This is a genomic window from Nonomuraea fuscirosea (assembly GCF_003001935.1).
In the GTDB taxonomy this organism is placed as follows: domain Bacteria; phylum Actinomycetota; class Actinomycetes; order Streptosporangiales; family Streptosporangiaceae; genus Nonomuraea; species Nonomuraea fuscirosea.
In genome coordinates, this window is sequence record NZ_PVNG01000004.1 from 317,891 (window position 1) to 331,210 (window position 13,320).

Annotated in this window: 10 protein-coding genes and 1 pseudogene; 6 read left to right on the forward strand and 5 right to left on the reverse strand. The window is 73.8% G+C overall.

Going from position 1 to position 13,320, the window contains the following annotated elements; genetic code table 11:
• Positions 1-69: 69 nt before the first annotated feature.
• Positions 70-963, forward strand: a complete 894-nt coding sequence (locus B0I32_RS11545) for an o-succinylbenzoate synthase (protein ID WP_245955785.1) — start codon at positions 70-72, stop codon at positions 961-963.
• Positions 960-2,621 (forward strand): 2-succinyl-5-enolpyruvyl-6-hydroxy-3-cyclohexene-1-carboxylic-acid synthase, encoded by a 1,662-nt coding sequence (gene menD, locus B0I32_RS11550; protein WP_106237641.1) that lies wholly within the window; start codon positions 960-962, stop codon positions 2,619-2,621. The genes B0I32_RS11545 and menD overlap by 4 nt, the downstream gene beginning before the upstream one ends.
• Positions 2,622-2,750: 129 nt before the next feature.
• On the opposite strand, the gene B0I32_RS11555 is transcribed toward menD, so the two are convergent.
• Positions 2,751-3,656: a 5'-3' exonuclease gene (locus B0I32_RS11555; protein WP_106238252.1), complete on the reverse strand. Its 906-nt coding sequence runs from the start codon at positions 3,654-3,656 to the stop codon at positions 2,751-2,753.
• A 5-nt stretch (positions 3,657-3,661) separates the two neighbouring features.
• Positions 3,662-4,855, reverse strand: coding sequence for a PP2C family protein-serine/threonine phosphatase (locus tag B0I32_RS11560; protein ID WP_106237642.1), 1,194 nt, complete (start codon positions 4,853-4,855; stop codon positions 3,662-3,664).
• Between the two features lie 142 nt (positions 4,856-4,997).
• Here B0I32_RS11560 and B0I32_RS11565 point away from each other — a divergent pair, with 142 nt between their 5' ends.
• Positions 4,998-6,107 (forward strand): M24 family metallopeptidase, encoded by a 1,110-nt coding sequence (locus tag B0I32_RS11565; RefSeq protein ID WP_181307272.1) that lies wholly within the window; start codon positions 4,998-5,000, stop codon positions 6,105-6,107.
• A gap of 202 nt (positions 6,108-6,309) precedes the next feature.
• Here the strand turns inward: B0I32_RS11565 and B0I32_RS11570 are convergent, their stop codons facing one another.
• From B0I32_RS11570 to B0I32_RS11580, 3 genes are all read right to left on the reverse strand, one after another.
• Complete coding sequence (locus B0I32_RS11570; RefSeq protein WP_106237645.1) at positions 6,310-6,891, reverse strand: HD domain-containing protein; 582 nt, start codon at positions 6,889-6,891, stop codon at positions 6,310-6,312.
• A gap of 87 nt (positions 6,892-6,978) precedes the next feature.
• Entirely contained in the window at positions 6,979-7,578 is a 600-nt protein-coding gene (locus B0I32_RS11575; RefSeq protein WP_106237647.1) for a dihydrofolate reductase family protein, read from the reverse strand.
• Complete coding sequence (locus B0I32_RS11580; RefSeq protein ID WP_106237649.1) at positions 7,575-8,474, reverse strand: metalloregulator ArsR/SmtB family transcription factor; 900 nt, start codon at positions 8,472-8,474, stop codon at positions 7,575-7,577. Before B0I32_RS11580 ends, B0I32_RS11575 begins: the two co-directional genes overlap by 4 nt.
• 204 nt (positions 8,475-8,678) lie before the next feature.
• Between B0I32_RS11580 and B0I32_RS11585 the strand changes: the two genes are divergently transcribed.
• The 3 genes and pseudogenes from B0I32_RS11585 to B0I32_RS59785 all read left to right on the forward strand — a co-directional run bounded on the left by B0I32_RS11585 (position 8,679) and on the right by B0I32_RS59785 (position 13,236).
• Positions 8,679-9,440, forward strand: a complete 762-nt coding sequence (locus B0I32_RS11585) for a protein phosphatase 2C domain-containing protein (protein ID WP_106237651.1) — start codon at positions 8,679-8,681, stop codon at positions 9,438-9,440.
• A gap of 91 nt (positions 9,441-9,531) precedes the next feature.
• Positions 9,532-10,140 (forward strand): annotated as a pseudogene (locus tag B0I32_RS61640) (AAA family ATPase); the annotation flags it as partial.
• A 1,125-nt stretch (positions 10,141-11,265) separates the two neighbouring features.
• Positions 11,266-13,236, forward strand: a complete 1,971-nt coding sequence (locus B0I32_RS59785) for a helix-turn-helix domain-containing protein (RefSeq protein WP_245955765.1) — start codon at positions 11,266-11,268, stop codon at positions 13,234-13,236.
• The last annotated feature ends 84 nt before the right edge of the window (positions 13,237-13,320 follow it).

A 13,320-nucleotide genomic window follows, 5' to 3' on the forward strand; every position in this document is an offset into this window, starting at 1 on the left:
AATGGTGACAGGTCGGACAGTGGCGCAGGGAGGGTCGTGACGCGTTCCCCCGTGGTCTTCCGGATCCCGATGCGGACGCGGTTCCGCGGGCAGACCGTCAGGGAGGGGGTGCTGCTGCACGGCCCGGCGGGGTGGGGGGAGTTCTCCCCGTTCCCCGAGTACGGCCCGCGCGAGTGCGCCCGCTGGCTGGCGTGCGCCCGCGAGGCGGCGTTCGAGGGATGGCCGGAGCCGGTGCGCGACAGCGTCCCGGTCAACGCGACCGTGCCCGCGGTCGATCCCGAGCGGGCCCATGACATCGTGCGGCGCTCGGGTTGCGGCACGGCGAAGGTCAAGGTGGCCGAGCCGGGGCAGACGTTCGACGACGACGTGGCCAGGGTCGAGGCCGTGCGCGACGCGCTCGGGCCGTCGGGGCGGCTGCGGGTCGACGTCAACGGCGCCTGGGAGGTCGACGAGGCCGTCCGCCGGCTCAAGCGGCTCGACCGTTTCGACCTCGAATACGCCGAGCAGCCGTGCGCCACGCTGGAGGAGCTGGCGGCGGTGCGGCGGGCGTGCGACGTGCCGATCGCGGCCGACGAGTCGATCCGCAGGGCCGAGGACCCGCTGCGGGTCAGGGCGGCCGAGGCGGCCGACATCGCGGTGGTCAAGGTGCAGCCGCTGGGCGGCGTGCGGGCCGCGCTGCGGGTGGTGGAGGCGTGCGGGCTGCCCGCGGTGGTCTCCAGCGCCGTGGAGACGTCCGTGGGCCTGGCGGCCGGGCTGGCGCTGGCCGCGGCGCTGCCGTCGCTGCCGTACGCGTGCGGGCTCGGCACCATGGCGCTGCTGTCGGGCGATGTGGCGGACGATTCGCTGGTGCCGGTGGACGGGCGGCTGGCGGTACGGCGTCCCAGCGTGGATTATGGGCTTTTGTCGGCTTTTGAGATTGAATCTCCCCAGTGGCTTCGCCGGATGCAGGAGGCGTCACGTTGAACCCCGCTACCGCGCTGGCCACGGTGCTGGTCGATGAGCTGGTGCGCTGCGGCCTGACCGACGTGGTGCTGGCTCCCGGCTCGCGCTCCGCCCCGCTGGCGCTCGCGCTGCACGCCGAGTCCCGGGTGCGGCTGCACGTACGGATCGACGAGCGCTCGGCGTCGTTCCTGGCCCTCGGGCTGGCCCGGCGCTCCGAGCGGCCCGTGGCGCTGATCTGCTCCTCCGGCACCGCCGCCGCCAACTTCCACCCCGCCGTCATCGAGGCGGGCGAGTCGGGCGTGCCGCTGCTGGTCCTGACCGCCGACCGCCCGCCGGAGCTGCGCGGCACCGGCGCCAACCAGACGATCGACCAGATCAAGCTGTACGGCGGCGCGACCCGCTGGTTCGCCGAGGTCGGCGTGCCGGAGGACCGTCCTGGCCAGGTCGCCTACTGGCGCTCGCTGGCCTGCCGCGCCTACCAGCGCGCCGCCGGCGCGGGCAACCCCGGCCCGGTCCACCTCAACCTGGCGTTCAGGGAGCCGCTGATCCCCGAGGGCGACACCACCTGGTCCGAGCCGCTCGACGGCGGCGCCAACGGCCCGTGGGTGCGCGCCAGGGTCGCGCCCCCGCCCATCGCCCTGCACATCCCGCCCACCAGGCGCGGCGTGCTCGTGGTCGGCGACGGCGCCGCCAACGTGCGCCGCTACGTCGCGGCGGCGGGGATGGCCGGCTGGCCGGTGCTGTCGGAGCCCAACGGCGGCGGCCGCTACGGCGACCACGCCATCTCCACCTACCACTACCTGCTCAGCACACCGGAGTTCGCCGACGCGCACCGGCCCGACGTGGTCGTCACGCTGGGCCGTCCCGGGCTCTCCCGGCCGCTGCTGTCCTGGCTGAAGCGAGCGGACGAGCACATCGTGGTGGCCCCGGACCTCGACCGCTGGCCCGACCCGACCCGGTCGGCCACGCAGGTGGCGCAGGCCGTGGAGATCCCCGTCGCCTCCGGCGACGACACCTGGCTGCACGCCTGGCGGCAGGCCGACCTCGCGGTACGCGCGGCCATGGACGAGGTGCTCGACCTGTCCGGCACCAGCGAGCCGCGCCTGGCCAGGGACCTGGTCGACGCGCTGCCCAACGGGGCGCTGCTGTTCTGCGGCTCCTCCATGCCGATCCGCGACCTCGACCAGGCGATGCGGCCCAGGCGCGGCATCCGGCTGATGGCCAACAGGGGCGCCTCCGGCATCGACGGGCTGGTGTCCACCGCCATGGGGGCGGCGCTGGCGCACAACGGGCCCTCGTACGCGCTGATCGGCGACCTGTCGTTCCTGCACGACCAGAACGGGCTCGTGCTCGGGCCCCGCGAGCCCCGGCCCGACCTGTGCCTCGTCGTGGTCAACAACGACGGGGGCGGCATCTTCTCGCTGCTGCCCCAGGCGGCGGTGCGCGACCCGTTCGAGCGGGTGTTCGGCACGCCGCACGGGGTGGACCTCGGATACGTGGCGGCCGCCACGGGGACCCCGTACACGCTGGTGGGCGATCTCAGTGACCTGTCCAAGGCGATGCGGGGCGAGGGGCCGAGGGTGGTCGAGGTGCGGACGGACCGGGAGGAGAACGCGCTCGTGCACGCCCGCCTGCGCGACGTCGCCCAGGAGGCCGTGCGCGCCTACCTGGCCGGCTGACGCGCGACGCCGGCCGACTTCCGGCGCCCGCCGACTTCCGGGCCGGCCGACGCTCGGGGCCGGCGGACTTCCGGGCCGGCCGGCGCGGGTTCGGCTGATGCGGTTTTCGGCTGGCCGGCGTGGGGCGGGTCAGCGGCCGAGGACGTCCAGGAGGCGGTTGAGCGGGCTGTCCAGGCCGTAGCGGTCGGCCAGGGCGACCAGCGCCTCCGGATCGCGCGGCTTGGCCGGCAGCGTGAGGTCGGCGCCCGGCAGCGGCGCGTCGGGAGCCACCTTGACCACGGCGGGAGCGGCGTTCAGGTAGTCGCGGGCGGCGCTCAGCTTGGTCCTGCTGCCGGCCGGGAAACCGTCGGTGACGCCCGCGTCGAGGGCCTCCAGCAGCGCCGCGAGCGAACCGAACCGGGTGATCAGCGCGGCGGCGGTCTTCTCGCCGACGCCGGCCACGCCGGGCAGGCCGTCGCTGGGGTCGCCGCGCAGGGTGGCGAAATCGGCGTAGGAGCGGCCGGGGATGCCGTACTTGGCGGTGACGAACGCCTCGTCCACGATCTGCAGATTGCGTACGCCGCGAGCGGTGTAGAGGACGCGGACCGGCCGGGAGTCGTCGACGAGCTGGAACAGGTCGCGGTCGCCGGTGACGATGTCGACCGCGCCGGAGGCCTGGTGGGTGAGCGTGCCGATGACGTCGTCGGCCTCGTAGCCGGGCGACTCCAGCCGGGCCACACCGAGGGCGTCGAGCACCTCGTTGATGACCGCGATCTGCGGCACGAGCGTCTCGGGCACCTCCTCCTGGTCGCCCCCTCGGCCGGTGCCGGCGACGCGGTGCGCCTTGTACGTCGGGATCGCCGCGACCCGGAACGCCGGCCGCCAGTCGGCGTCCATGGTGGCCGCCAGCTCGGCAGGGGAGTGCTGGCGGACCAGGGTGGCGATCATGTCGATGAGGCCGCGCACCGCGTTCACGGGCGAGCCGTCAGGAGCCTTGATCGACTCCGGGATGCCGAAGAAGGCGCGGAAGTAGAGCGACGGGGTGTCCAGAAGCATCAGCACTAGGACAGTATGCCCACCGCCAGCAGGCACGCGTCGTCCTCCGGGTTGGGGCCGCCGATGTCGGCGAGCAGCCGGTCGAGGCTCCCGTCCAGGTCGTGCCCGCACACCCGGCGGGCCGCGGCCAGCGCCAGGTCGAGGCCGACGTCGATGTCCCGCGTCCGCCGCTCGACCAGCCCGTCGGTGAACAGCAGCAGCTGGTCGCCGGGCAGCAGCCTGGTGGTGGCCAGCTCGTACGGGCTGCCCGGCGCCGCGCCCAGCAGCACGCCCCTGGGCTGGGCCAGCTGGGTGGCCTCCCCGCCGCGGACCAGGATGGGCGCCAGGTTGCCCGCCTGCCCCCAGGCGAACACCCGGGTCTCCGGGTCGAGATGGCCGATGATCGCGGTGGCGGTGGTGTCCTTCAGCTGGTGCATGACGAGGTCGTTCAGCCAGGCCAGCAGCCGGTTGGCGCCCTGCCCGGTCATGGCCAGGCCAACCAGGGCGTGGCGGAGCTGGGCCATGCGCGAGATCGCCGGCAGGCCGTGGCCGGAGGCGTCGCCGATGGCCAGCAGCACCCGCCCGTCGGCCGCCGAGGCGGCCTCGAACCAGTCGCCGCCCAGGTTGGCGGTCTTCTCGGCGGGCACGTACCGGACCGCGATCTTCGTCTGCTGCAGGTCGAGGCAGCCGACCGGCTCGGGCAGGATCGCCTCGCGCAGCGCGAGCATCACGTGACGCTCCTCCGCGGCCCGCTCGCGCGCCTCCAGGAGCTGGCGGCGCGACTCCGACACCATGCGCTCGGCGCGGCGGCGGCCGGTGATGTCCTGGATGACGCCGTGCATGCCGATCGTGCCGCCGGGCCCGGACAGCGGTTCGAGCACCACCCGCAGGTCGCGCAGGTCGGCCGCGGCCCCGCCGCGGCGGATGCGGAACTCGGCCTGTACCGGCTCCACGCCCTGCACGACCGACCACAGCAGCCGGTCGAGCGTGGCCACGTCGGCCGGTTCGACGTGCTCGGGCAGGTCGGGCAGCGGGATGGGGCCGTCGCCCGGGTCGCGGCCGAAGATCACGTACACCTGGTCGGACCAGATCGTCTCGCCGGTGTGCAGGTGCCACTCCGCCCAGCCCATGTTGCCGAGCCGCTGGGCGTGGCCCAGCCGGACGGCGAGCATCTCGGCCTCGTGCCCGAGCAGCTCGGCCGCGCCTGTGACGTCGACCATGATCTCACTCTCGAACGCAGGGGAACTGGACAATTGGCCCCACACTACGTGATCGACCCGCAACCGTGTGTGGCGATGTCCGGCCGCGTGGCGAGACCTTTTCGCGGATTTTAGCCGCCGCGATCACGAGTAGATTGGGCCTGTGACGTCCTCAGACCTGTATCCCGTGTCCCGCCTCGCCGCCGTCCAGGAGGCCACCGCCAAGGCCGGTCTCGACGCCCTGCTCCTGACGCCCGGCCCTGACCTGCGCTATGTGAGCGGCTACGACGCCAAGCCCCTTGAGCGGCTGACGTGCCTCGTGGTGCCTGCCGCGGCGGAGCCGTACATGATGGTGCCCCGGCTTGAGCTGCCCGCCGCGCAGGCGTCGCCCGCCAGGCGGCTCGGGCTGGAGTTCGTGGCGTGGGACGAGACAGAAGACCCCTACGCGATCGCCGCCGCGCGGCTCGGCGGGGCGGCCAAGGTGGGCCTGGCCGACCGCATGTGGGCCATGTCGTCGCTGCGCTTCCGCGAAGTGCTGCCGCAGGCGGAGCAGGTGCTGGCCGGCAGCGTGCTGCGGGAGCTGCGGATGCGCAAGTCGCCCGGCGAGGTGGCCGCGCTGCGCGAGGCGGGCGAGGCCATCGACGGCGTGCACCGGCTCGTGCCCGGGCTGCTGCGGGCCGGGCGCACCGAGCGCGAGGTGGGCCGCGACATCGCCGAGGCCATCCTGGCCTCGGGGCACGCGACCGTCGACTTCGTCATCGTGGCCTCCGGCCCCAACGGCGCCAGCCCCCACCACGACGTGTCCGACCGGGTCATCCAGGCGGGCGAGCCCGTGGTGGTCGACATCGGCGGGCAACTGCACAACGGCTACTGCTCCGACTCCACCCGCACCTACAGCGTGGGCGAGCCGCCGGCCGACTTCGCCGCCTACTACGAGGTGCTGCGGCGGGCGCAGGAGGCGGCCTGCCTGGCGGTGCGGCCCGGGGTGTCGTGCGAGTCGATCGACGCGGCCGCGCGCGACGTCATCGCCGAGGCGGGCTACGGCGAGCACTTCATCCACAGGACGGGGCACGGGATCGGCATCGAGACGCACGAGGAGCCGTACATCGTGGCCGGGAACGGCGAGCCGATGGAGGCCGGGTTCGCGTTCTCGGTGGAGCCGGGCATCTACCTGGCCGGGCGGCACGGGGCTCGGATCGAGGACATCGTGGTGTGTACGGAGAGCGGGGGCGAGCGGCTGAACAACACGCCGCGCGACCTCGTGATCGTCTGACCCTGCCTTTCGTCCCTGCCTGATCCCTGCCGGGCACCGGTTCGTCGCGCCTGACCCGTGGCCCGTGCCGGTCCCCCTCGCCGTAGGGGATGGGTGGCCTGTGCCGGACCCGCTCCCCATATAGGGATGGGCGGGCTGCGGCGGAGATGGCCTGTACCGGGGCCCGTTCTGTGCGTTCGGGCCCCGTTCCGGGCTTGCGCGGTCAGCGGGGGAGGGCGGCGGCCGGATAGGTGTTCTGGAAGACCAGCCGGTCGTCGGCCCGGCCGGCCACGCCGGTGAGCAGATCGTCCAGCTCCATGAACACCTGCCAGCCCGGCACCGCGCCGGCCAGCCGGTCGACCACGAACTGCTCCAGCTCGGGCACCCGTTTGGCCTTCCAGACCTTGTCGGCCAGGCTGACCAGGTGGTCCTCGAACGTCGTGCCCGCCTCCGTCCAGGAGCCGTGCGTACGGGCGAACCGGGCCAGCCGCTCGGGCACGCCCCGGGCGAGCAGCAGCCGGTGCCCCGCCTCCTCATGGGCCGAGCCCGGCTCCGACAGCTCGGCCGGGTGCAGGCACTTGCCGATGTCGTGGGTGGCGGCGCCGTACAGGACGGCCTCGTGGTCCACGGGGACGGCGGGATGCTGGGCGCGCAGCCAGGCGAGTACGTCGAGGGCCGCGTCGTGAACGGCGCGCAGATGAGCGGCCAGGCGGGGCGGGGCGTCCAGCTCACGCAGCAGCTCCTCGGCCGCGCCGGGGAGACGGGGGAGGGGCGGGTCGGTGAGAGCGCGCCGCAGGGTCGTCACCGTCCCACGATAGGCGGCCCGGCCGTCGGTATGGCCGCCTGCCCGGGGTCGGCCGCGCGGTGGGTCGGTTGCCGGAGGCGTCGTGCGTCAGCGAGCTCGGTCGTAGACCATGGCGAGCTCGCCCATTCTGCCGGTCCGCTGGTGGGTGAGCGTCCAGGCCGAGGTCGGCAGGCCGTCGTCGAACAGTCGCCGCCCGCCGCCGGCGATCTCTGGGAAGATCATGAGGTACAGCCGGTCGAGCAGGTCGGCCGCCAGGAGCGGTTGGATGATGCTCGCACTGCTGTTGACCAGAATGTCGCCCGCGCCGGTGGCCTTGAGTTCGGTGACGACGTCGGCGGCGGGGGCGTTCACCACGCGGGTGCGTTCCCACGGGGCCTCGGTCAAGGTGGAGGAGAAGACCACCTTCTCCGTGTCGACCAGCCACTTGGCGTATCCCCGATCGCGCGGGTCGGCGTTCTCGTCCTCGGCGACCGACGGCCAGTAGCCCAGGAACCCCTCGGCGTTGATCCGGCCGAGCAGCGCCGTCGTGGCGTTCTCCCACATGAGGTTCATGTGGTCCCGCGCCACCTCGCTGGTCACATAGGGGGCGAACGCCGCGAAGTCGCCGGGCCCACCGGGGCCGTGGTAACGCCCGTCGAGGGTGAGGCTCAGGTTGGCGGTCACCTTGCGGCCGGTCGAGTTCGTCATGTCGTGCTCCTCTTAGTGGTGTCGTGCTGGGCGTTGATGGTGTGGTCAGTGGGTTCGCGTTCGGTGCGTTCAGTGGTGTGCGGATCTGCCGTGAGGATCGTCGCGAGCTTGTCGAGGCTCTGCCCGAACCCGATCTCGATGCCGGCGATGAAGTCAGCGGAGTCGATCGTGCTGTCGGCGACCCGGAAGTGCACGTCGAGCTCCGAGCCCGTGTCGGTGGGCCGCAGGCCGAGGTCGAGGTGGGCGGTGAAGGCGGGGCCGCCGTCGGCGAGCAGCGGGGAGAGCCGGTAGGCCAGGCGCTCGCCGGGACGTACGTCCTCGACGACTCCCAGCGCACGCCCGGCGACCGGGTCGGAGCCCTCGGTGTCTTCGGCGTCGCGGTACTCGTGGACGATCCGGCCGCCGGGTCGCGCCTCGAAGACGAGTTCGGAGACGCGCAGGTCGTCCGGCGTCCACCAGCGGGCGAGCAGGGGCGCCTCGGTCAGATGCCGCCAGACCTCCTCGGGACCCGCCGTGAGCGACCGGTGGAAGCGGAAGGAACGGCCGTCGGCCCAGCCCGGCTTCGCGGCGGCGAGCCGCTCGGCCTGGAGGCTGAGCCCGTAGCGGTCATAGGTCTCGCGCGACCCGCCGGCCTGCTCCGCGGTGTCGGCCAGCAGGGTGAGCACCGCCGCCAGCTCCCGCAGCGGCCCGGCCTGAAGCGCGTAGACACGGCGCTGCCCGGAGCGCTGGGAGGTGACGACCCCGGCCCGTTCGAGGGTCTGCAGGTGCTTGGTCGTCTGCGGCTGGCGCGCCTCGGCGAGCTGAGCCAGAACACCGACCGGCCGCGGCCGCTCAGCCAGCAGCCCCACAAGCCGCCAACGGGCCGGGTCGGCCAGTGCGGTGAGCAATGCGTCCATGGGTCAAAGTATTCTCTATGACGAATATTCGTGTCAAGGAATATCTTAGGGCGATTGGGCGCGATCTTCCATCCGGCAGCCCGCATGCTGGCACACTGGCGGGGGGCGGCCGCCCCTTGGCAGGTGGGTCTTGCGATGGGTGGGGGGTGAGCGGCTCGCGGTAGGCGGGTGGGGCTCGGGGCGGGCTGTGGCACAGTCGCTGTCATGTTCGCGGAGATCACGTACGCCACCAGACCCGGTTTCGAACGGCCCAACGAGGACCTGGTGATCGCCGGACCCTCGTGGATCGTGGTGCTGGACGGGGCGACGGCGGCAGCCGGGGTGGACAGTGGGTGTGCGCACGACGTGGCCTGGCTGGTGGGGCGGCTCGGTGGCGCGCTGGCCGCCGGGCTGGCGGCCGATGACGGCGCGTCGCTGGCGGGCCTCCTGGAGGCGGCCATCGAGGGCACGCAGTCGGCTCATGGGGGCCGGTGCGACCTGGGCAACCCGGACTCGCCCTCGGCGACGGTGGCCATGGTGCGATGCCTGGGCTCCGGGCGGGTGGAGTACCTCGTCCTGGGGGATTCGCCGGTCGTGCTGTCCCTGGTGGGCGGCGGGGTGCGGGTGGTGAGCGACGACCGGCTCGAACGGCTGCCCGGCGGACGGCCGTACACGCTGGAGCTGGTGCGGCGCATGCGGAACGCTCCCGGCGGCTTCTGGGTGGCGGCCGCCCGTCCGGAGGCTGCCCGGGAGGCGATCACCGGCGCGGCGGACGGGGTGCGGGGAGCCGGGGTGTTCACCGACGGGGTGGCGCGGCTGGCCGACTGGTACGGCTGGAGCTGGCAGACCGTCCTGGACACGCTGGAGGACGGCGGGCCGGGGGCGGTGATCGACGCCGTGCGGGAGCTGGAGGTACGGCGGGGGCCGGTGCGGGGCAAGCGGCACGACGACGCCACCGCCGCCTGGGGCCGCGTGAGCCCGCCCTGAGCGCCGCGCACCCCGGTGTATCAGGTGGCCTCGCCGCCTGCTCTGGGGTTTGCGAGGGCGGACGGAGGGAGCTCACATGTTCGTCGGCAGAATGGAGGAGCTCGCCCTCCTGCGCGCGGAACTGCGCGCGGCCGCCGCCGGGTCCGTCAGAAGAGTGGTGGTCGAAGGGCCGGAGGGCATCGGCAAGACCGCCCTCATCAACCACGCGCTCGACGGGGAGGCGGGCGCGCGGGTACTGATGGTCAGCGGCGAGGAGGACGAGCGGGAGCTCCCGCTGGGGATCGTCCGCCAACTCATCGCCGAGGCGACCCGGCTGAACACCCGGGCACCGGCCGGGACGGCGGCACGGCTGGACCCCGGGGCACCGGCCGGGGCGGCGGCGTCGATCAGCGGTCGGGGATCGGCGGCGGCAGTCGACACCGGACCGAGTGACACCCTGACACGGTCGGAGACGGGCGGGCCAGGTGTGTGCGCGGCCGGACTCGGTCCACGCGGTGTCGGAGTGGGTCCGTGTGGTGCCGGGGTGGGTGCACGCATGGCTGGGGTGGGTCCGTGGGCTGCTGCTGGGCAGGTGGTGTGCGATCTTGTGGGGCGGCTGGCGGGGCAGGGGCTTCTGGGTCTGGTCGTCGATGACGCGCAGTGGGTTGACCAGCCCTCGTTGCGGGCGTTGGGGTACGCCCTGAGACGGGTCCGGGCTGGGAAGGTCATCGTCCTGGTGGCCTGTCGGGATCTGGGCGGCGCGTGGCTGCCTGAAGGGCTGCGGCGGCTGCTCACCGGCGACGACGTGGTGCGTTTGACGCTGCGCGGCCTGAGCCCGGCCGATCTGATCGAAATTGCCTCAGATCGGCCGCCGGTGGCCATCCCTGAGGACCTGATCGTGCCTAGTGGGCCGGACGCGACCATGCAGCTCCCTGGCGATCTGCCGGATCGTCAGGCCGCCGGCCACCAGCGTGGCGGGGCTCAGCGGGCGCGCAGGGTCCAGTCGAGCCACGAACGCACGGCCGCGCCAGCGGCAACAGCACAGTCGCGTGGCTGTGAGCGGGCCGTGCCACCGGGGACAGCGCACGCGGGCGGCGGCGCTGTCGCTGGGCCGGTGGGAAGGGCACAGGTGGGTTCTGGCAGGGCTGCTGTGTCGGGAGGGAAGGCGCGAGCTCCACAGCCGGGAGACGCGCCTGTCCCGGTGGGAACGGTCGGTGCGGGAGAGGTGGACGGGGTGGGTTTGCGGGGGAGCGTGGCTGTGGGGGAGAGGGGAGCGGGCGAGGGAGTCGAACCGTGCGATGGAGGTGGGCGCGGCGCTGGGTTGGGGGAGGGGGCGGCAGTGAGGTTGTGGGAGCACAGTCGCGGCAATCCGTTGCACGCCCGAGCGCTGCTGGAGGTCGTGCCCCCGGCGGTGCTTCGCGATCCGTGGGCTCGGTTGCCGGCACCGGAGACGTACCGGCGGATCTTCGCCCGGCGACTGCGCTCCTGCACGCCCGCGACCAGGCGGCTGGTGTCGGTGTGCGCGGTGCTGGGTGAGGAGTGTCCGCTGCATGTGGCGGTCACCGTCGCCGGGGAGGTCGGCAAGTCGCTCGACGGCTTGGAGGTAGATAAGCGACTTGACACCCTAGAGGGAGGCGAGCGGCTCGACGCCTTGGCAGTCGCTGAGCCTTCGGCTGCCATGGGCGTGGGTGAGCGGTTCGGTGCTTCAGGGGTGGGCGAGTCGGTTGACGCCCTGGAGGGAAGCAGGCGGCTTGATCCTCTGGAGGTGGGCGGGCGGTTCGGAGCCTTGGCGGTGGGCGAGCCGGTTGATTCGTCGGGGGCAGGCGGGCGGTTCGACGCTCTGGGGGTGCGGGAGTCGCTTGATGCCCTGGAGGAGGCCGTCGGGGCGGGGCTGTTGCGGGAGTTGCCCGGTCGGATGGTCGGGTTCGTCGAGCCGCTGGCGCGGGCGGCGGCGTACGACGGGATCGGGGCGGGGATGCGGGCGCGGCTGCATCTGGCCGCTTCGCGGGTGACCGAGGACACCGGGGCGGCCCTGTGGCATCGTGCCGCCGCGGCCGACGGGCCGGACGAGGTGCTGGCCGAGGAGCTGGCCGGGTACGCGGCCAAGGCGGCGCAGCACGGGCTGTGGCAGGAGGCCGCCGCCCACCTCGACCTGGCCGCCGGGCTCACCGAGTCGGCCGCGTGCCGCGACGAGTTGCGTACGGCCGTGCTGGAACACGTCCTCATCGGGGGCGACGTGCTCCGGGCGGCCGAGCTCGCCGCCGTGCGCAACGCCGATCCGCGCCCGGTACGCCGGTACGTGCTGGGCCGGCTCGCGCTGGCCGCCGGGCGCTTCGATGAGGCGTCCGAGCTGCTGGCCGAGGCGTGGCGGCACGCGGAACCCGGTTTCGCCGCCGACGTGGCGGAGCAGCTGGCCTGGCTGCGGCTGGTCACGGGGGACCGTGCGGCGGCGGCGGACTGGGCCCGGCTGGCGATCGAGCAGCCCATCCAGGGCATGGCCGCCAGGCCGTACGACGTGCTGGCGCTGGCAGGGGCACCTTGCGCCGGCGCGCCGCCCGGCAGCCTCGCCGCGGCCGTCACGCTGCTGGCCCGCGACGAGCCCGGGCAGGCGCGCGCGATGCTCGGACGCGCCGCCGGGTCCGCCGCGCCGGCGCATCACCGGCTGCTGGCCACCGCGCTGCTCGCCGTCGCCGAACACGCCTGCGCCCGGTGGGACAAGGCGGCGGCCCACGCCGAGTACGCCTTCGCGCAGGCGGCGGCGCTCGGCCAGCGGTGGTTGCTGCCGTCCCTGGCAGCGGCCTGCGTGGCGCCACTGGCGGCGCTGGGCGAGCACGTACGGGCCCTGACCCACGCGACGGAGGCCGCGGCCACCGCCCGGAGGCTGGGACACGTGATGGGCGAGCGGCAGGCCGCCCTGGCCCTGGCGGTCCTGACCCCCGGCGAAGCACCACCCGCCGCCCACCTTCCGGCTCCCTCCACAGCATCCGGGATGTACGGGGTGCCGGGAGCCGGTGGCGATCGAGAACCGGGCGGAGGGCCGGACGTGTTCGTGCCGGACGCGCGGCCCGCCCGGATCGAGGCGCTGGTCGCGGACGGGCGGCTGGAGGAGGCGGAGCGGGCGCTGGCCGCGTTCGACAGCGAAGGGACGCGGTACGACGCCGACCGGGCGTGGCAGAGCGGGGAAGTGGGTCGGCAGGGCGGTGAAGGGGTGCGGTGTGACGGTGAAGGGGCGTGGCGGGGCAGTGAAGAGGTGCGGTGTGACGGTGAAGGGGTGCGGTGTGACGGTGAAGAGGTGTGGCGGGGCAGTGCGGAGGCGCGGCGGGGTGAGGCCAGGAGGAGGGCTGAGCGGGCTCGGCTCCGTGGGTTGCTGCTGGCCGGGAGGAATGCGCCGGCCCAGGCGGAGGAGGCGTTCGTACGGGCGCTCTCACTGGTGGAGGCGGGAGTGTGTCCGCTGGAGGAGGCACGCGTGCTGCTGGACCTGGGCAGGCTGTTGCGCAGGACCGGGCGGCGGAAGGTGGCGGCCGAGCGGCTGGGAGCGGCGCGGGCGATCTCCGAGCGGCTGGGCGCCCGACCGCTGGCGGAGCGGTGTGGCAAGGAGCTGGAGGCGTGCGGGATGGAGCCGCCCGCCACGGCCCGGCTCGGTCTCACTCCGCAGGAGCTGAGCACCGCCACGCTGGTGGCCGGCGGGCTGACGAACCGGCAGATCGCCAGGGAGCTGCTCATCAGCGTCAAGACCGTCGAGTACCACATCGGCAAGATCTACACCAAGCTCGGGATCAGCTCCCGGGTGGCGCTGGCCGCGAAGCTGGCGGTCTGAGCCGGCCCGAGACAGGCCCGGGACCGCACGAGGACAGGGGATAAGACTAGGCGCGGGACGAGGACCGCACCGGGACCCCACTGA

Excerpts from the sequence above, each read along its gene's own strand:
- B0I32_RS11545 (WP_245955785.1), top strand. The coding sequence starts at position 70 with ATGCGGACGCGGTTCCGCGGGCAGACCGTCAGGGAGGGGGTGCTGCTG.
- B0I32_RS11580 (WP_106237649.1), bottom strand. The coding sequence starts at position 8,474 with ATGGACGCATTGCTCACCGCACTGGCCGACCCGGCCCGTTGGCGGCTT.
- B0I32_RS11575 (WP_106237647.1), bottom strand. The coding sequence starts at position 7,578 with ATGACGAACTCGACCGGCCGCAAGGTGACCGCCAACCTGAGCCTCACC.
- B0I32_RS11585 (WP_106237651.1), top strand. The coding sequence starts at position 8,679 with ATGTTCGCGGAGATCACGTACGCCACCAGACCCGGTTTCGAACGGCCC.
- B0I32_RS11555 (WP_106238252.1), bottom strand. The coding sequence starts at position 3,656 with ATGCTTCTGGACACCCCGTCGCTCTACTTCCGCGCCTTCTTCGGCATC.
- B0I32_RS11560 (WP_106237642.1), bottom strand. The coding sequence starts at position 4,855 with ATGGTCGACGTCACAGGCGCGGCCGAGCTGCTCGGGCACGAGGCCGAG.